This is a genomic window from Falsihalocynthiibacter sp. S25ZX9 (genome assembly GCF_041205405.1).
GTDB lineage: Bacteria > Pseudomonadota > Alphaproteobacteria > Rhodobacterales > Rhodobacteraceae > Falsihalocynthiibacter > Falsihalocynthiibacter arcticus.
Genome location: NZ_JBGFCD010000022.1, coordinates 14,337 through 31,088 on the forward strand (window position 1 = coordinate 14,337; position 16,752 = coordinate 31,088).

Here is a 16,752-nt window from a genome sequence, read left to right on the forward strand (position 1 = left end):
AGATCAAAGGTCTGTCCGAACGCGCCAAAGCTCTGGAAACAGCTCAACCGCCAACATTTTAGTCAAATACGCCACGCCCGCCGTGCCCCCCGTTCCGCGCTTAAAGCCAATCACCCGCTCGACAGTGGTGACATGGTTAAACCGCCAGCGCCGGAAATAATCCTCCAGATCGACCAGTTTTTCGGCAACCTCATACAGCGACCAATAGGTTTTCGGATCGCGATATACCTGCGCCCACATGGCCCGCACCGCATCGTTTTCGCAATGCGGCGTCCTCGAAGGCGTGCCAATCGTTTCGGTCGGAATATCCATCCCCTGCCGCGCCGCTAGACACAAAACTTCCTGATATAGGCTCTTTTTGTGCAATTCGGATTCAAGTCGTTCCATCGCTTTCGGGTCATGCGCATGGGGCTTCATCATGTCCGTATTTCGGTTCCCCAAAATGAATTCAACAAGCCGATATTGTGCCGATTGAAACCCCGAGCTATGCCCCAAGGATTCGCGAAACGTTGTATAATCGCTGGGCGTCATCGTGCGCAAAACATCCCACGCATTGTTAAGCTGCTCCATGATCCGCGACACCCGCGCCAACATTTTGGACGCCTCCTGAAGGTTGTCCGTGGCAATTGCCGAGCGCGCTGTATCCAATTCATGTAGCATCAATTTCATCCAAAGTTCAGACGTTTGATGCTGAATAATAAACAACAATTCATCTGGCGCCTTGGACAGGGGATGTTGCGCCGTTAGCAGCTTATCCAGTCCAAGATAGTCGCCATAGGACATGGATTTTGAAAAATCGGTTTTGGCACCATCTTTGTTTCGATCTGTCACTGTCTGCCCTTACTTACCTGGTCAAAAAAATTTTAACTCGTTGAAAAATTTAACCTTTTTCAAATAACTGCGCAAGATATTGCATGGCTTCCTCCACCAAAATACTATCAACACGTGCGCCTTTAATCCGAATAAGGTGCCCTTGGCTATCACTTTGTCGCTGCAAGGTAACCCCTGTCGAAAGGCGCAGCGTATCCGCCCCTTCCCATCCCGTCACCCGTTTTGGCCGCCCGCCCTTGGGTTTGGGTTGTGCGTCATTTTCGTATTGCAGCACAACTTCTTCCAGAAGCGCCCATTCCTCGATTGCGGACTGGCATTGCCCCCGCTCCTGCCCTAGGGCCAGATTTTCACGCAACCGCGCCTCTGCCCCATTGCGCAGAACCGCCGCCAGCCGAAGCCCATCTTTTTCCCGCAGCATTTCTGGAAACACAAGCAGGTCGCCGAGCTCCTCAAAGATCAGAGAGAAAGATCGAATCTTGGAACGCTTCGCTTTCGACGCCGCACTAAACAGCGCATCAACGGCCGCCTCCGTGCTGGCAAAAACACCTTGCTGTGCCGAAATAACCGCGATGCGCCCACGCTCAAAATGCGACAGCGACGCGCGAATTTCGTTCTCCTCAACCATCGCCGTGACCGCTCCGCCAAGCGCCTCCGGTTCACGGACCAACGCCTTAATCGTCGCGTATTTTTCTTGTTTGGTTAACGCGTAGAGGTCGCGCACCGCCTGAAGGCGTCGAAATCCAGAGATCAGCCCATAGGGTTGCGCCGCACCATCCTGCGCATAAATCTCCACAGGGAGCCTCAACCCGTGCGCCGAAATGGACAGCTTCAACTCGTCCATTTCCGCCGCATCTAAAACCATCCGGTCTCGCACCATGGAGTTTTCGGCGATGCTCTCGATCGCGATATCTTCGATCAAACGCCCCTGCCCTTTGGCGTCTCGATGCGCATTAGCATCCGTCTTATCGCGCGCCATTTCTGAACGCCCCTCAACCGAAATTCCCGCATGTTCGCGCGCGGCATCCGCCGCAACTTGTGAAATTGGCGCGACCACTGCGTTCGGGCGATTAAGGGTTTCGCGACGAAACTCTGCTTCAATCTTGTCTAATTCATCCGCGCTTGGCGCAATAACTTTACGTCGCTTGGCCATCGTCCGTCTCCTGTTTTGCCATCTTCTCATCCCGCCACCACGCAGCAAGAACGATCTCTTTCACCTCGGCCCACGTTCGGTCAAATGTCTCTCGCCCGCGCACATAGGTATCGCGATTAAACTCTCTATAATCCGCTTCATAGATCCCATTTACCTGCTCGCCAGCCTGCCCAACCATCGCGGTCAAGTCCTGTCGAAACGTGGTCATGAAATCGCCAAAATAGGCCTGAATAACATTCGCAAGATCAGTCTGCTGAGCGGCATCAAAACGCGTTATCAACGTCCGCACGGCATCCCATTCAAACTTCACATCCTCCAACCCAAGCTTGCGCCGCTGGCTATTTTCGCCGTCCTCGATGCTGGCAAATGTCGAATAGAGCATGTCGAAAAAGCGGCCGGTAGAATCAAACTCGAGGAACGAAGCACCTAGGGGCACTAAAAGAATGTCAGCTGCCGCAAGAGCGTTGATTGTGAGGTAGCCAAGGGCAGGGGGCGTATCCAGAAGGATGATGTCGTATTCGTCGAGAATTCCGCCCTCCTCAAGGCCGTTCGTCAGGGCATCCCAAAGCGGCCAGGACCGCGATTGCATCCGCCAGACGGGCACTTGGAACTCGGCCCAGTAGAGATTGAGCTGAGCGCCTATTAGGTCGATATTTGGCCAGTGCGTGCTTTGGATGAGGTTTCGCGGCGAAACCTGCAGCGCTTCCGTTAAGGTTTCGTCAAGGGGGAGTTCGGGCTGTCCACCTGCTTTTCGGACTTTGTTTTCTTCTTCAACGTGGCGGGCATAATCGCGGGCCATAATCGGGAAGGCGGTGCTCCATTCATCTTGAACGGTGCCACCCATAATCGAGGTCATTGAGCCTTGGCTATCGAGATCAATGACGAGGACTTTGTAGCCATCCAAAGCCGCACTCATGGCGAGATGTGCACAGGTCGAGGTTTTGCCAACACCGCCTTTGAAGTTCGCGACGGCAATTATTTTGGCGGGGAGGCCCTTGGGGCGGTAGGGGCGGTACTCCCGATTGGCCGCGCCTTCGGTGGCGAAATGCTCGCGCAGGGCCATCACATCCAAGAGGGAGAACCATTTGGAATTGCTTTCGCCAGCACCTTGGGGGAGGTCTGGATGGGCCTTGAGGACACGGCGGAAATGGGCGGGGGCGACAGGGATCAAATAGCGGCAGACTTCCCATGTGGAGAATTTTCGAAGCCGCTTTTTACCATCCGGGGCGTGACCGTTTTTTGCCAGCTCGTCGCGCCCCTTCGAGGCGAAGGCCGCGGCTTTCGCGAATCGGGCGGTATCTATAGGCTGAGAAAGAGATGCTTCTGCTCGGGCTGGATCGATGCCGAAGTAGGGGGGCAGGGGAGACTTACCAGAGGATGTCATCTTGATTCACCGATGTTTGCTAATTTACGCGTCTTTGCGGTTTTTATCTCACATGAGAGGCCGTTTGGGAATCAATCTTTCCTGAATACAGATAAATAAAAGAAACACAGCCCCTTTTGCTTTAAGAATATATAGAATCTTTAAGGACTTTAATTCCTAAAACCACATTAATTACAATTGGTTAGTTTGTTTTGGGTGCCCGACTACGGGCGCAAAGGGACCCTGATACGGGACGAAAGGTGTTGGAATACGGGATGGAAGGTACCGATTCGCGGTTTTAGTATCTATTCGTTGCGTTAGAGCCTGTTTGTGCGAATCAAAGAACGTTCCCGCGCGCGCCCGTCCCGTAAATTGGTACCTTTGGGAGAGGGCAACTGGACGGATCAACGCGAGGGGAACCCGTCTACGGGATTGCCATCTTCCCAGTTAAGGTATCCAAAACCGGATTGTGAAGAGGTTCCTTTTGAGGTAAAGTGCTGGTAACTATCCAAAGAGATAACCCATTGAGCGCCGAATTTTGCACGTACAGGGCAACAGAATGCAGGACATACCGAAAGATAAATTAACCGGCGCGCTCAAACGGGGGGCGGTGAAAAAGCACGTGGCGGCGATTCATGTGTCGGGAAAGCTGACGCTCTTGCAACGCAAACTCTCGAATGTTTTGCTGTTGAATGCCTATGACACCCTGACCCAACAGCAGGTATTTCAAATTGATGCGCGCACCCTTTGTATGCTGGTGGGCTATAATTCCAACGACTTTGATACGCTGAAACAATCGCTGCGCGGGTTGGCGGAAACGGTGGCGGAATGGGATATGTTGGATGCGGCGGGCAAGCAGGAATGGGGCGTGTCGAGCCTGTTGAGTTATGCCAAACTTAAGGACGGGATTTGCGAGTATGCCTATTCGCCCGCGCTTGCCGAGAAACTGGCGGACCCGAAGGTTTTTGCGCTGATTAACCTGAACATTCAACGCAAATTTACCAGCGGTCATGCACTGGCGCTCTATGAAAATTGCTATCGGTTTCATCGCACGGGCAGCACCGGATGGTGGCCGCTTGAGATGTTTCGCCGCCTGATGGGGGTTGCGGATAGCGAATATTATGAGAGTTATAAACACCTGAACGCCAAAATTATTAAGCCAGCCGTTTCGGAAATTAACCGCAGCAGTAATATTCTGGTGACACCAGAAGTGCGCAAACGGGGGCGGGCGGTGAGCGATATTCGCTTTACCATTCAAAAAAATCCACAACTGTCGATTTTGGATTTGGACGACGGGGCGGGGCTGCGCCGCGCGCCCGTGTATGACCGGCTTCGCGGGATGGGGATTAGTGACCGCTTGGCGCGGCAATGGTTAACGGAACACGGTGAAACGGTGATCCAAGGCAAGCTTGATTATGTGGCGGGGCAGGGTGGTGTGAAAAGCCCTGAACGCTATCTCGCGGCGGCGCTTCGTGATGATTATACGGCGGAACCAGATACAAAACCTGTGCCTGTTATGTCGGCCCGCGCGGCACGATTGGGGCGTGTTAGAGACTATTCAGCTGCCCGTACTCCAACGCAGAGGGACGCCGACAAACGGCTGTTTTTCGCGAGTCTGACCGAAATTCCAAAACGGCAAGATTTTGAACGCCACGGATGGATGTCCGCGCAAAATGCGGTTGCGATTTTTGCGTTTTGGGAAGAGTTTAACCCCGAAATTTTCGACGGCTTAGAGTGACCTAAATAGCCCAGAAACGGCGCGAGGCCAAAACATAGAGCGACAGAATTTCAAGTCGCCCCGCCAACATACCAAAAATCATGATCCATTTTGCCGTTTCGGGGAAAGCCTCCATCGATCCTGTGCCACTGACGGCCTGACCATAGGCGGGGCCGATGTTGGCGACCGACGTCCAAGCGGCCGTGATCGAGGTTTCGAGCGACAATCCGGTGAGGGAGAGGGCGACGGCGATAACCCCCATAGTGAGGATGAAAAACGCGAAAAACGCCGAAACAGAGACGATTACGTCTTGACTGAGGGGGCGACCATCGAGGCTCGGGCGCGAGGCGGAATGGGGATAGCGAAGTTGGCGGAGTTGGTCTTTGACGCATTCGATGAGGACCAGCCAGCGGAAAATCTTGATCGAACAGGCGGTGGAGCCAGTGCAACCGCCGATCAGCCCGACCAGAATAATCACCGTGAGGGGAAAGCTGCCCCAGGCGGCGATATTGACGCTGGTGTAGCCGGTGCCCGAAAACAACGATGCGAGGTTAAAGAAGGTTTCGCGAAATGTGGCCTCTACTGTGTCGGTACTGGTGGTCCAGCGATAGAAAAAGACCAAGCCACCGGACACGAGAATCCAACGAAAATAGGCGCGGACTTGGATGTCTTTGAGGAGGGGGTTGGCCTGACCGCTTAAGACTTGAACGAAGCGGATGAGAGGGAGGCTGGCGAGGATCATAAAGACCGTCGCAACATACTCTAGTGACCCCGTAAATTTTGCGAAAGACTGGTCGGAGGTTGAGAAACCACCCGTGGAAATTGTGGTGAGCGCATGCACGAGGGCATCGAAATATCGCATCCCGAAATAGACGTAAGCGACGAAACAAATGACGGTGAGGAGGATGTAAATTCCCAACAGGGATTTCGCGATATCCAAGGCGCGAGGCAAAACTTTTCCTTGCGTATCAAAACCTTCGGTCAGGAAGAATTGCATCCCCCCAACCCGCATAGTGGGCAGGAAAATCATCGCGACAATGACGATCCCCAAGCCGCCAAGCCACTGCAAAATACCGCGCCAAAGTAACACGCCCTCAGGCATTTCATCGAGGCCGAAAAAAACCGTGGATCCGGTGGTTGTCATGCCGGACATCGACTCAAAATACGCGTTAACGATGGTTGTGTCGGGCGCGCCGAAGATAAAGGGCAGGGCGCCAAAAACAGGTAAAACGACCCAAGCGAGTGAAGTCAAAAGGAAGGATTGCCGCCGCCCGAGGGACTTACTTTGGTGGTTAGAGGTGGCGATCGACGTGAGGAGGCTAAAGAGGATGGTGATCGCGCCCATCATGGTAAATACAGACGCCGGTTGGCCGCCAAAATACGCATCAACGGCCCCGCAAACCAACATGAGCGCCCCCATTATCCCTGCGAGGATTCCGATAATATTTGCAACGGGGCGAAGTTCCATTTAGCGCCTTTGCAAAGCTACTGGGACAGGGGGATGGTTTGGACAACATTATCGCACAAGGAAGGGTATGCAAGGAATTTTGCCACACCACATCGCGATACGTTAAAATCTAGGTTTCATCGTGATAATCAAAGCGTTCCATCATCGGCCGACACATCTCATTGACGATCGCGCGAAACTCAGGATCTAGGGGGCTTAAGCGGTTTCTGATGTCAATTTTGGCATGATATTTTGGGGAATACCACGGGTCGTTTTCGTTGAGGGCGGCGTCGGGATCAGGGTTATGAATGCCAAGTCTGTCAGGATCGATGTCCGATAAGCCTGTAAAAGCGCGCAAAGCGTCAAGAACGCTTTCTTGCAGGATGTCTTCATAGCGAAGCACAAAAAGAACATCCTTAAGACCAGGATGGTCGATGTGGTGATAGGTACTCATATACACTTCAGCACTTTGCTTGACCTCATCCACACCAAAAACGAGGCCGGATTTTTCATTCACCGCCTGAAGCGAACGCACCACATTGTAGGGGTGGCGCACGGTTGTCACAAATTTTACCCGGCCATGCAAAAGTGCATTTATTTCGGAAAAATATGGTGTCATCGCCGGGTCTTTTACGGTCAAAATCTTGGGGTCGTCGAATACTTTGCTCACATGCGCAAGCGCGAGTTCAACGTGGTGGCGGCTGTGTAACCGGAAATGCTCGGGCTCGGCGAAAAAGGTCTTGGTGTGATTATCCCAATTGTCCATCCCCGTCCAATAGGACTGAATAAAGGGTAATATGAAACTAATTTCGGAATGGTAAGGATTGGTATCTTCCGAAGTACAGATGAGATGGTGCGTAACAGTTGTTCCAGAGCGAGGAGCGCCGCCAACAAAAATGACAGGTTGAGATTCGTCAATGGGATGCATGTTTAGCACTTCTCGTTTGGAGCTTCATTAATCCGGTTCAGGGAAAATGAGGTTGCAATTTCCCACAATAAACAATCACGGATACGGGTAATTCGCAAAAGGGTTTTTGTAAAGTCGGGATTCTTGGGCGTCGGTATGCATAAGTCTTGATACAACGTGGTGTTTTCCGCCCAAATGTAGGTCCGCCCCTTGGCTTTGGAGGGTGTCGTCCTTAGGTTCCACCTAAAGGACACATTCAATGCATCATTTCTCCCTTCTCGATTTGTCGCCCATTCCCGAGGGCAAAACTGCGGCCGACGCCATTGCGCATACGGTTGAACTTGCCCAGCTTGCGGAGGCGGCGGGGTATCATCGCTATTGGTTGGCGGAGCATCACAATATGCCCGGAATTGCCAGTGCGGCGACCGCGGTGGTGATCGGCCATGTGGCGGCGGCGACGCGCAAAATGCGGATCGGGGCAGGGGGCGTTATGCTGCCCAATCATGCGCCTTTGATGGTGGCCGAGCAATACGGCACGCTGGCGACGATTTACCCTGATCGGATTGATCTTGGGTTAGGGCGCGCGCCTGGAACCGACATGGAAACGGCGCGGGCGTTGCGCCGACATATGACCCCTGAAGATAGTTTTCCACAGGATGTTCAGGAGCTAATTGGCTATTTTGACGCGCCAAAAGCGGGTGCCAAAGTGCGGGCAATTCCGGGGGAAGGGACGCAGGTTCCCGTGTGGATTTTGGGGTCGAGCCTTTATGGGGCGCAACTTGCGGCCTATTTGGGGTTGCCCTATGCGTTCGCCTCCCATTTTGCACCTGCAATGTTGGGCGAAGCGCTGGAGGTTTATCGCGAAACATTTCGACCCTCGCAGTTTTTGGCCAAGCCCTATGCGATCGTGGCCGCAGGGGTTTGTGCGGCGGACACGGACGAGGAGGCAGAGTATCTACGAACGTCACAATTGCTGGCGTTTGCGCGGCTTCGCACAGGGAATCCGGGAAAATTACCCGCGCCGGTTAAGGATATTTCGGCGGAAGTTCCCGCCGCCGTTTTGGGCCAAGTGAAGCAAGCAATGTCCTGTTCGGCGACAGGATCACCCGCGCGGGTTGAATCCCAGTTGCAGCAGATTATTGACAATTTTCAGCCCGATGAATTAATGATTACAGGGATGATCCATGACCACGCGGCGCGGATGAAGTCGTTTAAAATTGCGGCGGAAATTCTAACGGGATTGCGCCGGTGAACGCCGAATTCACTCGGGTTAGAGACGTTCCACAGGGGGCGTTTCGCTTTATTGCGCTTGATGTGGAAACGGCAAATGGCGATGCGGCGAGCATTTGTCAGATCGGGATTGCCTGTGTGCAACCCGACAATCATATCCAGTGCTACGCCACCTATGTGAATCCTGAAATGCCATTTGAGCCTTTCAACTCCGAACTTCATGGGATTGATGCGCAAACAGTCTCTAACGCGCCGCTTTTCCCACAAATATGGGCGCGGTTGCTGCCGCTTTTGGCGGGGCATCACCTAATTCAACACAGTAATTTCGACAAGAACGCCATTAACGCGGCCTGTGCCGAGAATGACCTACCCGACCCCGCATTGCAGTGGAGCGATAGCGTTGCGATTGCGCGGCGAACGTGGCCGAGATTAAAGGGTAATGGTGGGCACGGGCTTGGCAATCTCAAGAAAATTCTGGGGCTGGAATTTGAGCATCACGACGCCGGAGAAGACGCCCGCGCGGCGGCTTTGGTGGTGTTGCATGCGGAGGAATACCTCGAAATGGGGTTTGAGGCGCTGGTTCTGTCCAAGAAGGAACGGCAACTTTCGTTTCCGTTTTAGCAGGCTTGTTGGGCATAAATTTTTCTGGGATTTTGAGGCATGGAATTGAACGAAACCACTCTCACGGATTGTCGCCCCACGCGGGCGGAAATTGAGCGCATAAGCGGCGACGGGCAACCAGCGACACTGATCGGGTGCGATCTTGAAGGCATGGACTTGTCGCAACTTGATATGGCGGGCTGGCGTTTTGAGCGGTGCAATCTTGCACGCGCGTCCTTCAACGGCGCGCATCTTGAGGAGGCCACGTTCAAGGGGTGCCGCGCGGCGGGGGCGCGTTTTCTGAGCGCTGATTTGCTGGAAGGTACGATAGACGGCGGCGATTTTAGCAACGCCAGTTTTCTGGGCGCGACGCTTAACGGCGTGTCAATCCTGCGGTGCAAAATGACGGGCGTTGACCTCACGGATGCGAAGGCGATGAGCCTCGTGCTTGAGGAAGTTCTGCTGGTTCTTGCCATTTTGCCGAAGTTTTCGTTTCGAAAAATGACCCTCAAGCAAGTTGATTTTAGCGAGGCCGATATGAGGTCGTGCGATTTTCGGGATGCGGTTTTGGACGAGTGTTCGTTGCGCGATGCTAACTTGTCGGACTGTCGATTTGAGAACGCAGATTTGCGGGGGTGTGATTTGGGCGGGGTGAAGTTGACGGATGCGCGGCGTTTTAAGGGCGCGGTGATTTCTCGGCAACAGGCAGCGGAATTGCTTGGGCAACTTGGTTTGCGAGTGATGTGATCCGCGCCTATTTACGCGCGGGTTTTGGCTTCATGAGGGCCGCTCCGTAAAAGAGAGCGAAGCCGAGGAAGGCTCCGATCCAGAGCGCACCAGACAGCGAATAGAGAGTCATGGCCGCGCCGCTGGAAAACGCGGCAGCCAGCCGTGCGATGACCGATCCGATTAGGAACGCAAAGATTGCCACGGTGCCGAGGCCCGCGCGTAGGGTTTGTCCAGTGTGGCCCAATGTGGCGCGGGTCATCATGGCCAAAGTCATCAGGCCAAACGCGCCCGCCATCCACAAATGTTGTGCGGCAATGGCGGGAAAAAGGTCGGGCCGAAGGATCGAAAATCCCTCCAGAAGGGCACCGAGCGGCAGGAAAGCGTAGGCCAGATGCAGGACCCAAAGGAGCGGTTCGGCCAAGGTTTGTGCCCCTTGCCAGCGGATAAGGCGGGCAAAATGCAGCAGGCCGATGATCAGGAGGGCGATCCCCGTTAGGGCGAATGCTGGCGCGAAAACCCACAACAGAAGTGCGAGAACTGTGGCCAGAAGAGTGGCTTTGTCGAAGCGTTGCATTGGCGGGACGGGGAGGCGGGTGGCCTTTCTCTGGACCAACCAATTGCGGGTGAAGGAGGGAACGACGCGTCCGCCGATGACGGAAATCATCAGAACAACCGCCGAGATGCCGACCCGAAGACCGTAACCCTGTGCGGCTATTTCTCCGCGTGCGGCTTCGATGTGGAACAGTAGATTTGCCAGAATGAAGACCGACAGAAGGGCGGGGACCACCAGATTGCGCCAGTTTTTACCCGCGATAATTTCGCGCAGGATGACGCCGCCAAGTACGATGGGAAAGGAGAGATCAATGATGGCCGCGAGGCCCGTGGGCCAGAGGTCTGCGCTGGCCAAGGCCACGCGTCCCGCAAGCCAAAGCGCGAAGAGGCCTGCCAGATTCCAGCCGACGACAGGGAGACGACCTGTCCAGTTGGGCACTGCGGTGAGTAAAAACCCCGCGATGATCGCGCCGAGATACCCGAACAGGAATTCATGCGCATGCCACGAAATGGGATCGAGGTGGGTTGGCAATTGGAGGCTGCCCGACAGCATCAAAATCCAGAGTACCATCGCCAATGCCGCCCAGAGTGCTCCGAACAGGAAGAAGGGGCGGAAGCCGTAGGAGAATACGGCGGGGCCTTGCCATTGGCGGCTTTGTTCGGAGGTTGTCTGTTTCATATTAGAGCCTATTGCTGGTCTTTTGGGGTGCGGGAGGTGGCGGGGAAGCTTGCACGTTTGAGAATAGTCCCCGCCTGATCGACGACAAAACGCACGACGCGGTCGCGGTAATGGAAGGTGAGGCGCGCACGACCAAGATCTTCGTCAATGCCAGCTTCGCTTAGGGAGGTGATCTCGCCGTTGCGCATCAGCGCCTGTACGGTGGTGACCTCAAGATTGAAGGCCTCCGCAAGCAGGGTGGCATCGACGACAAAACCGTCTTCATTGGTTTCGACCTGCGTCATGATGCGTCTCTCCAATAGCCGTTGGCGGCGGCGACCGTGGCGAAATGGGTGGCGACAATCTGGCTTGAGGCGATCAGCGCATCGGGGTCGACGGCATATTCGGAGCGCAATTTCTCGCGGATGCTGGCGTCGGGTTGGGTCATTTTTATCGCGACGCGGCTAAGTTTGACGGCCAGTTCATAGCCCTCTTCAGGAGTTTTTGTGATCAGGGTGGGGAGCCAAGTTGTCATGTTTCTGTCCTTTTGTTTGAGGGGGAATATCCTTGAGCAATACCCGCGAGGCATTGCCTTGGGGATCATCGAATTGGTTGTTGTGGAACGCCCAAAAGAAGGCGGCGACACCGATCAGGCCGAAGCTGATGGAAAGGGGAATGAGGACAAGGAGACTCATTGCGCGTCCTTCCAGATGGCGCGGTAAGCGTGCCATGTGCCGTGCCCGAGGACGGGAAAAACGACGGCCAAACCGAGCAGGCCCGTTGCCACGCTTATTGCAAGTCCGACCGCGATGATTGCCCCCCAAGCGAGGGCGACGGGGAGGTTTTGCAGGGTCATGGAGAAGCTGAGGCCCAAGGCCGTAAGGGCGTCGCGTTTTTGGGCGAGCATCATTGGTATGGAAAACAGGCTGAGAGCGAAGGCGAAGCCCGCGAAAAGGCCGCCAACTACGCCGCCGACCAGAATTAGCGACCATCCGCGCCCTGTTGTCAGAACGTTGGCGAAGGCCACTTCGGCGCCGGGAAAAGGGGTGAGGCCGAAGAAGAGCGCATAGAGCAAATCGGCGGCGCGGAGCCAGAATAGGACCAATAACCCTAGCAATAGACCCGCATAGGCCAACTGTCCCGACGACGCGGGGCGCACCAGCACCATGCGCCAGAGGGAGACGGGGTCGCCCGATTCAAGTGCGCGACTTTTTTCATAGAGGCCAAGGGCGAGGAAGGGGCCGATGATCAGAAAGCCTGCGATGGCGGGGAGTGCGAGATAGAGCAGACCCGCGGCGGCCAAGGCCCAAAGCGCGGCATAGGAGAGCGCAACGAGCAGGATGCCATAGGCGAGGCTTGAAACGGGACTCGCGCGCAAGTCGTTCCAACCTGCGGCCAACCACGTGAAAGCCTCGCGCGCGGGCAGGGCGCGGGCAAAGATCAATTCCGGTTTTTCAGGCGCGCGAAGCGTTGGGAGAGGTTCTAGCATGTCAGATCCTTCAACAGGCGGGTTTGGCGGCGGGGGCCGCCGAAAGGGTGCAATCGGGTTGCGACAAGAAGGCCACCGAAATGAAATGCGCGTTGGCCGCGATAAAAATTCCGACAAAAGCCACGGCCGCTATTATGGCCAATCTACGCTGTGAGGTTGCGGTCATTGGGGTGCCTCCTGTGCCAATTCGACAACGTAAAGCGCGAGCAGATTTATCTCGGCGTTGGAGAGGCGATCCGACCATGACGGCATGACGCCCCGTCGCCCGTTGCGCAATGTTTGCAGGACGGTATGCGGGTCTTGGCCATAAATAACGGCGGCGTCCGTGAGGGATGGCGCGCCGTTTTCCAGCCCGCCTTCGCCAGTTTCGCCGTGGCACGCGCTACAGTTTTCCTCAAACAGAAGGGTCGCGGGGGAATTGGGGTTCATCGCGCCAGCGGGCAGGGTCGAAACCAGATCGGCAAGGGCGGTGAGTTCGTCGGATTCCATCCAATCGAACGCGGGCATTTCCGCAACACGGGTGTCCTCATGCGGGGCATTGATGCCGACGCGCAGGGTTTCGGCGATGATTTCAGGGTCGCTGCTCCAAAGCCAAGTGGCATCATTCAGCGCGGGAAACCCCGGTCCGCCGCCCCCTTCGGTACCGTGACAGGCGGCGCAATTGTCCAGAAATAGGCGATTGGCCGCGGGCATGGCGAGCGCCATCAGGGGGGCATCGTCGCGAAGTTGCGCGACATCTTCGGTATCAAACTGCGTCATCCAATCGCTACGTTTTGCGTCCAAATCTTGCAAGCCTTCGAGAGCCTGTTGCTCCTGACTGAGGCCAAGAAGACCGCGCGTGTAATCCTTGCCGATGGGCCACGCGGGCAAAAGCACCCAAGTGATGACGGCATATAGAAATGTTAGCACCAGCGCCCAAATCACGATTTTCGGAAACGGGGTGTTGAGTTCCTTAATGCCGTTCCAATCGTGGCCAGTGGTTTCATAGCCGGTGACGGGATCGACTTCGGGGGGCTCGTGATGAGGGCCGCTCATCGGTTTTCCTCCGCCAATTGGTCGGGGAGGATGGAACGGGCGGCGCGGTCATGCTCGGCGCGGCGTTTGGGGTTATAGGCGCGGATCACGACGATCAGGAAGAACCCCATCATCCAGATCGGGCCGAAGGTTTTGGCGACAACAACGAGGGTTTCGTAGGTCATTCGACGTCTCCCGCTTGGATTTCATAGGCCGCATTTGTCAGGGTGCCGAGGGATTGCAGATAGGCCACCACCGCATCCATTTCGGTCAATCGCGATGGGTCGCCATCAAAGGCGCGGACCGCAATATCGTCGCCATAGTGTTCAAGCAGGGCGTCGACATTGTCGGAATCCGGTTGGCTTTGGGCCGTTGCATCGGTAAGGGCCGACGCGATCATGTCGGGATTATAGGGCACGCCTAGACGGGCGAGCGTTGCGAGTTGGCGCTCCAAAAGCTCGGTGTCGAGCGGCTCCATAAGCCACGGATAGGCGGGCATGATCGACGCGGGAACCACGTCGCGTGGATTGATCAGATGCAGGCGGTGCCAGTCGTCGGAGTATTTTTCACCTTGCCGCGCGAGGTCGGGACCGGTGCGTTTTGAGCCCCACAACATCGGGTGATCATAGGCACTTTCGGCGGCGAGGGAGTAGGGGCCGTAACGGTCCAACTCGTCGGCGAGGCTGCGGATCATTTGGCTGTGACAGGCGTAGCAGCCCTCGCGAATATAGATTTCGCGCCCCGCCAATTCGAGCGGCGTATGGGGGCGCATATCGTCTGGCACCTCGATGGTTTCGTCGATCACAAACAGAGGCGCGATTTCCACGATACCCCCAATAGAGGCAGCAAAAATGATGCCCACAACCAGACCCATGGAGACTTTTTCAAGATTATAATGCAGCTTTAACATGGTCTACTCCGCCGCTTGTGGCTTGAGAGGGAAATCGAGCGGTTCGTGCAGCGGGTCCGCCGAGCGGAACGTGGCCCAACAGTTCAGCGCACAGATGATCGCGCCGGTTAGGAACATCAAACCACCGATTGTGCGCAGCAGATAGTAGGGGGCCATCGCCTGAACGGACTCAACGAAGCTATAGGACAGCGCGCCGCTTTCGTCATAGGCCCGCCACATCAAACCCTGCGTAATCCCCGCGTTCCACATTGAGATCACGTAGATCAGCGTACCACTTACGGCGAGCCAGAAATGCCACTCAATCGCGCGCGGCGACGCCATGGTCTCACGGCCCGAAATTTGCGGCACCAAGGTGTAGATCGCGCCGAAGATGATCATCGCAACCCAGCCAAGCGTGCCGGAATGCACGTGTCCGATGGTCCAATCGGTATAGTGACTTAGGGAGTTCACCGGACGGATCGCCATAAAGGAGCCTTCAAACGTTGAGAGCCCGTAGAACACCGCCGCGACGAACATGAACCGTAGCGTCGCGTCATCGCGCACCTTGTGCCACGCACCGTTTAGGGTGGCGATGGCATTGCCCGCAGACGCCCAAGATGGCACCAAAAGCATGATCGAAAACGTCATGCCGAGGGTCTGAACCCAATAGGGTAGGGCGGTATAATGCAGGTGATGCGAGCCAACCCAGATATAGAAAAACACGATGCCCCAGAAGCTGACGATTGACAGGCGATACGACCAAATCGGACGCCCGGAGCGCACGGGCAGGAAGTAATAGAGCATCCCCAGAAACCCAGCGGTCAGGAAAAACGCGACGGCGTTGTGCCCATACCACCACTGGATCATGGCGTCCTGAACCCCCGCCCAAATGGTGAAGCTATCGGCGGCACCAAAACTCACAGGTAGGGCAAGATTGTTGACAATATGCAGCATCGCAACAACGAGGATAAAGGCCATATAGTACCAGTTCGCCACGTAAATATGCGGCTCATGGCGGCGGGCCAAAGTGCGGATATAGAGGGTGAAATAGATCACCCAAACGACGACCAACCACAGATCGGCATACCACTCGGCTTCGGCGTATTCTTTGGATTGGGTGCTGCCCATTAGGTAGCCCGTTACAGCCCAAACGCAGAATAGATTGAAGCCGATGAGGATGAACCAAGGGCTGATGGAATCCGCGAGACGGGTGCGGGCCGTGCGCTGAAGCACGTAGAAAGACGTGGCAATCAGGGCGTTACCGCCAAAGCCGAAAATCACGCTGGTTGTGTGTACGGGGCGCAAGCGGCCAAAGCTGGTCCAGCCGACGGCGGGCGTTGCTTCTGGCCAATAAAGAAGGGCGGCGACCCAAACACCGACCCCCATGCCGAGAATGGCCCAGATTAACGTCATATGGATTCCGAACCGCGTGGGCCGGTCATAATATTGGTTGGCACGATCTGCGTTGGGTTCAGGATCATAGAAGGCGCCGCCGATGCTAAAAACCAGATACAGGCCTAAAACCATGGCCATTGTGCCATGAACCGCCATCACGCCGTGACGCGCGCCTGCGGCCATGAGCAAGCCAAGGAGGACAAGAGCGACCGCGAGGCCGAAGCCGACCCGCCGTTCAGATTGACTGAGTGTTGCGGCTGCGGTCATGCTAAAATTCCTTTGGGGTAACAAGTGGGGCGAGGGCGATATCTGCCAATGTCTCGCGATCAAGATCAGCCAAAAAGGCCCTTTCGGCGGAGCGAAGTTTGGCTTTTAACCGACAGCGCCCGTCGATTGTGCAGTCGCCACCACTCGCGCCAAAGCATTCAACAAGCGGCTGGCCATCTTCGAGCAACCTTACAAGCTCCCCGAGGCGAATGTCCGTGGCCGCCCGTGCCAGGGTCGCGCCACCACCACTACCACGACGGGTTGTGACGATGCCACCCGCAGCCAGTCGTTGCATGATTTTAGTCAGGTGATTGCGCGACAATTCAAACTCATCCGCCAATTCTGCGGTCGAAAACGCGCGCTCTGGGGCGCTTGCCATACGCATAAGCATACGCAGACCGTAATCGGTGAAGGAGGTAAGGCGCATGAAGGGCTCCGCATTAAATAGGTATCTATAGTACCTATTATCAGAGCGAGCCAAGAATGCAAGCAGGAATTGCTCCGGCAGGTAGTG

General features: G+C 55.6%; 20 protein-coding genes. 4 read left to right on the forward strand and 16 right to left on the reverse strand.

Annotation, left to right across the window (positions count from 1 at the left end):
• Nucleotides 1-3: 3 nt before the first annotated feature.
• From kynA to AB9F29_RS19130, 3 genes are read right to left on the reverse strand one after another with little or no spacing between them, the layout of a single operon-like run.
• A complete protein-coding gene (kynA, locus tag AB9F29_RS19120) occupies nucleotides 4-831 on the reverse strand; it encodes a tryptophan 2,3-dioxygenase (RefSeq protein WP_335586192.1) in 828 nt (275 codons plus the stop codon).
• 49 nt (nucleotides 832-880) lie between these two features.
• Entirely contained in the window at nucleotides 881-1,981 is a 1,101-nt protein-coding gene (locus AB9F29_RS19125) for a ParB N-terminal domain-containing protein (protein ID WP_335586191.1), read from the reverse strand.
• The gene (locus tag AB9F29_RS19130) at nucleotides 1,965-3,365 is read right to left on the reverse strand and encodes an AAA family ATPase (protein WP_335586190.1); all 1,401 of its coding nucleotides are present in this window, start codon (nucleotides 3,363-3,365) and stop codon (nucleotides 1,965-1,967) included. The genes AB9F29_RS19125 and AB9F29_RS19130 overlap by 17 nt, the downstream gene beginning before the upstream one ends.
• Nucleotides 3,366-3,903: 538 nt before the next feature.
• Between AB9F29_RS19130 and AB9F29_RS19135 the strand changes: the two genes are divergently transcribed.
• Nucleotides 3,904-5,082 carry a replication initiation protein gene (locus AB9F29_RS19135; protein ID WP_335586189.1) on the forward strand — a complete coding sequence of 393 codons (1,179 nt, stop codon included), beginning with the start codon at nucleotides 3,904-3,906 and terminating at the stop codon, nucleotides 5,080-5,082.
• A gap of 1 nt (nucleotide 5,083) precedes the next feature.
• On the opposite strand, the gene AB9F29_RS19140 is transcribed toward AB9F29_RS19135, so the two are convergent.
• Together AB9F29_RS19140 and AB9F29_RS19145 are read right to left on the reverse strand one after the other, a co-directional pair.
• On the reverse strand, nucleotides 5,084-6,529 hold the full coding sequence (locus tag AB9F29_RS19140) for a TrkH family potassium uptake protein (protein ID WP_369756848.1): 1,446 nt from the start codon (nucleotides 6,527-6,529) through the stop codon (nucleotides 5,084-5,086).
• Between the two features lie 109 nt (nucleotides 6,530-6,638).
• Nucleotides 6,639-7,436, reverse strand: a complete 798-nt coding sequence (locus AB9F29_RS19145) for a sulfotransferase (protein WP_335586187.1) — start codon at nucleotides 7,434-7,436, stop codon at nucleotides 6,639-6,641.
• A gap of 238 nt (nucleotides 7,437-7,674) precedes the next feature.
• On the opposite strand from AB9F29_RS19145, the gene AB9F29_RS19150 reads away from it, so the two are divergent.
• Genes AB9F29_RS19150 through AB9F29_RS19160 form a run of 3 tightly spaced genes read left to right on the forward strand, consistent with a single transcriptional unit; the run spans nucleotide 7,675 to nucleotide 9,992 of the window.
• Nucleotides 7,675-8,667 carry an LLM class flavin-dependent oxidoreductase gene (locus AB9F29_RS19150; RefSeq protein ID WP_369756849.1) on the forward strand — a complete coding sequence of 331 codons (993 nt, stop codon included), beginning with the start codon at nucleotides 7,675-7,677 and terminating at the stop codon, nucleotides 8,665-8,667.
• Nucleotides 8,664-9,266 (forward strand): exonuclease domain-containing protein, encoded by a 603-nt coding sequence (locus AB9F29_RS19155; protein WP_369756850.1) that lies wholly within the window; start codon nucleotides 8,664-8,666, stop codon nucleotides 9,264-9,266. Before AB9F29_RS19150 ends, AB9F29_RS19155 begins: the two co-directional genes overlap by 4 nt.
• Nucleotides 9,267-9,305: 39 nt before the next feature.
• On the forward strand, nucleotides 9,306-9,992 hold the full coding sequence (locus tag AB9F29_RS19160; protein WP_369756851.1) for a pentapeptide repeat-containing protein: 687 nt from the start codon (nucleotides 9,306-9,308) through the stop codon (nucleotides 9,990-9,992).
• A 7-nt stretch (nucleotides 9,993-9,999) separates the two neighbouring features.
• Here AB9F29_RS19160 and AB9F29_RS19165 read toward each other — a convergent pair whose 3' ends face one another.
• From AB9F29_RS19165 to AB9F29_RS19215, 11 genes are read right to left on the reverse strand one after another with little or no spacing between them, the layout of a single operon-like run.
• Complete coding sequence (locus AB9F29_RS19165) at nucleotides 10,000-11,205, reverse strand: NnrS family protein (RefSeq protein ID WP_369756852.1); 1,206 nt, start codon at nucleotides 11,203-11,205, stop codon at nucleotides 10,000-10,002.
• An 8-nt stretch (nucleotides 11,206-11,213) separates the two neighbouring features.
• A complete protein-coding gene (locus AB9F29_RS19170) occupies nucleotides 11,214-11,489 on the reverse strand; it encodes a DUF6522 family protein (RefSeq protein ID WP_369756853.1) in 276 nt (91 codons plus the stop codon).
• The gene (locus AB9F29_RS19175) at nucleotides 11,486-11,719 is read right to left on the reverse strand and encodes a hexameric tyrosine-coordinated heme protein (RefSeq protein ID WP_039004288.1); all 234 of its coding nucleotides are present in this window, start codon (nucleotides 11,717-11,719) and stop codon (nucleotides 11,486-11,488) included. The genes AB9F29_RS19170 and AB9F29_RS19175 overlap by 4 nt, the downstream gene beginning before the upstream one ends.
• Nucleotides 11,679-11,915, reverse strand: coding sequence for a cbb3-type cytochrome oxidase assembly protein CcoS (gene ccoS, locus AB9F29_RS19180; RefSeq protein ID WP_369756854.1), 237 nt, complete (start codon nucleotides 11,913-11,915; stop codon nucleotides 11,679-11,681). The genes AB9F29_RS19175 and ccoS overlap by 41 nt, the downstream gene beginning before the upstream one ends.
• Nucleotides 11,876-12,673, reverse strand: coding sequence for a DUF2189 domain-containing protein (locus AB9F29_RS19185; RefSeq protein WP_369756855.1), 798 nt, complete (start codon nucleotides 12,671-12,673; stop codon nucleotides 11,876-11,878). Before AB9F29_RS19185 ends, ccoS begins: the two co-directional genes overlap by 40 nt.
• Before the next feature lie 10 nt (nucleotides 12,674-12,683).
• A complete protein-coding gene (locus tag AB9F29_RS19190; RefSeq protein ID WP_335586178.1) occupies nucleotides 12,684-12,839 on the reverse strand; it encodes a hypothetical protein in 156 nt (51 codons plus the stop codon).
• Nucleotides 12,836-13,708, reverse strand: a complete 873-nt coding sequence (gene ccoP / locus AB9F29_RS19195) for a cytochrome-c oxidase, cbb3-type subunit III (protein WP_369756856.1) — start codon at nucleotides 13,706-13,708, stop codon at nucleotides 12,836-12,838. The genes AB9F29_RS19190 and ccoP overlap by 4 nt, the downstream gene beginning before the upstream one ends.
• Nucleotides 13,705-13,872, reverse strand: a complete 168-nt coding sequence (locus AB9F29_RS19200) for a cbb3-type cytochrome c oxidase subunit 3 (RefSeq protein WP_369756857.1) — start codon at nucleotides 13,870-13,872, stop codon at nucleotides 13,705-13,707. The genes ccoP and AB9F29_RS19200 overlap by 4 nt, the downstream gene beginning before the upstream one ends.
• The gene (gene ccoO / locus AB9F29_RS19205; protein WP_335586175.1) at nucleotides 13,869-14,597 is read right to left on the reverse strand and encodes a cytochrome-c oxidase, cbb3-type subunit II; all 729 of its coding nucleotides are present in this window, start codon (nucleotides 14,595-14,597) and stop codon (nucleotides 13,869-13,871) included. Before ccoO ends, AB9F29_RS19200 begins: the two co-directional genes overlap by 4 nt.
• 3 nt (nucleotides 14,598-14,600) lie before the next feature.
• Nucleotides 14,601-16,238 (reverse strand): cytochrome-c oxidase, cbb3-type subunit I, encoded by a 1,638-nt coding sequence (ccoN, locus tag AB9F29_RS19210; RefSeq protein WP_369756858.1) that lies wholly within the window; start codon nucleotides 16,236-16,238, stop codon nucleotides 14,601-14,603.
• A gap of 1 nt (nucleotide 16,239) precedes the next feature.
• On the reverse strand, nucleotides 16,240-16,665 hold the full coding sequence (locus tag AB9F29_RS19215) for an Rrf2 family transcriptional regulator (RefSeq protein ID WP_335586173.1): 426 nt from the start codon (nucleotides 16,663-16,665) through the stop codon (nucleotides 16,240-16,242).
• Nucleotides 16,666-16,752 lie beyond the last annotated feature (87 nt).

Coding starts and splice junctions, on each gene's coding strand:
- ccoP (WP_369756856.1), bottom strand. CDS start 13,708: ATGAGCGGCCCTCATCACGAGCCCCCCGAAGTCGATCCCGTCACCGGC.
- AB9F29_RS19150 (WP_369756849.1), top strand. CDS start 7,675: ATGCATCATTTCTCCCTTCTCGATTTGTCGCCCATTCCCGAGGGCAAA.
- AB9F29_RS19165 (WP_369756852.1), bottom strand. CDS start 11,205: ATGAAACAGACAACCTCCGAACAAAGCCGCCAATGGCAAGGCCCCGCC.
- AB9F29_RS19175 (WP_039004288.1), bottom strand. CDS start 11,719: ATGACAACTTGGCTCCCCACCCTGATCACAAAAACTCCTGAAGAGGGC.
- AB9F29_RS19190 (WP_335586178.1), bottom strand. CDS start 12,839: ATGACCGCAACCTCACAGCGTAGATTGGCCATAATAGCGGCCGTGGCT.
- AB9F29_RS19130 (WP_335586190.1), bottom strand. CDS start 3,365: ATGACATCCTCTGGTAAGTCTCCCCTGCCCCCCTACTTCGGCATCGAT.
- AB9F29_RS19170 (WP_369756853.1), bottom strand. CDS start 11,489: ATGACGCAGGTCGAAACCAATGAAGACGGTTTTGTCGTCGATGCCACC.
- AB9F29_RS19215 (WP_335586173.1), bottom strand. CDS start 16,665: ATGCGCCTTACCTCCTTCACCGATTACGGTCTGCGTATGCTTATGCGT.
- AB9F29_RS19185 (WP_369756855.1), bottom strand. CDS start 12,673: ATGCTAGAACCTCTCCCAACGCTTCGCGCGCCTGAAAAACCGGAATTG.
- AB9F29_RS19135 (WP_335586189.1), top strand. CDS start 3,904: ATGCAGGACATACCGAAAGATAAATTAACCGGCGCGCTCAAACGGGGG.
- AB9F29_RS19140 (WP_369756848.1), bottom strand. CDS start 6,529: ATGGAACTTCGCCCCGTTGCAAATATTATCGGAATCCTCGCAGGGATA.
- AB9F29_RS19160 (WP_369756851.1), top strand. CDS start 9,306: ATGGAATTGAACGAAACCACTCTCACGGATTGTCGCCCCACGCGGGCG.
- AB9F29_RS19145 (WP_335586187.1), bottom strand. CDS start 7,436: ATGCATCCCATTGACGAATCTCAACCTGTCATTTTTGTTGGCGGCGCT.
- ccoN (WP_369756858.1), bottom strand. CDS start 16,238: ATGACCGCAGCCGCAACACTCAGTCAATCTGAACGGCGGGTCGGCTTC.
- AB9F29_RS19125 (WP_335586191.1), bottom strand. CDS start 1,981: ATGGCCAAGCGACGTAAAGTTATTGCGCCAAGCGCGGATGAATTAGAC.
- ccoO (WP_335586175.1), bottom strand. CDS start 14,597: ATGTTAAAGCTGCATTATAATCTTGAAAAAGTCTCCATGGGTCTGGTT.
- ccoS (WP_369756854.1), bottom strand. CDS start 11,915: ATGGCACGCTTACCGCGCCATCTGGAAGGACGCGCAATGAGTCTCCTT.
- AB9F29_RS19200 (WP_369756857.1), bottom strand. CDS start 13,872: ATGACCTACGAAACCCTCGTTGTTGTCGCCAAAACCTTCGGCCCGATC.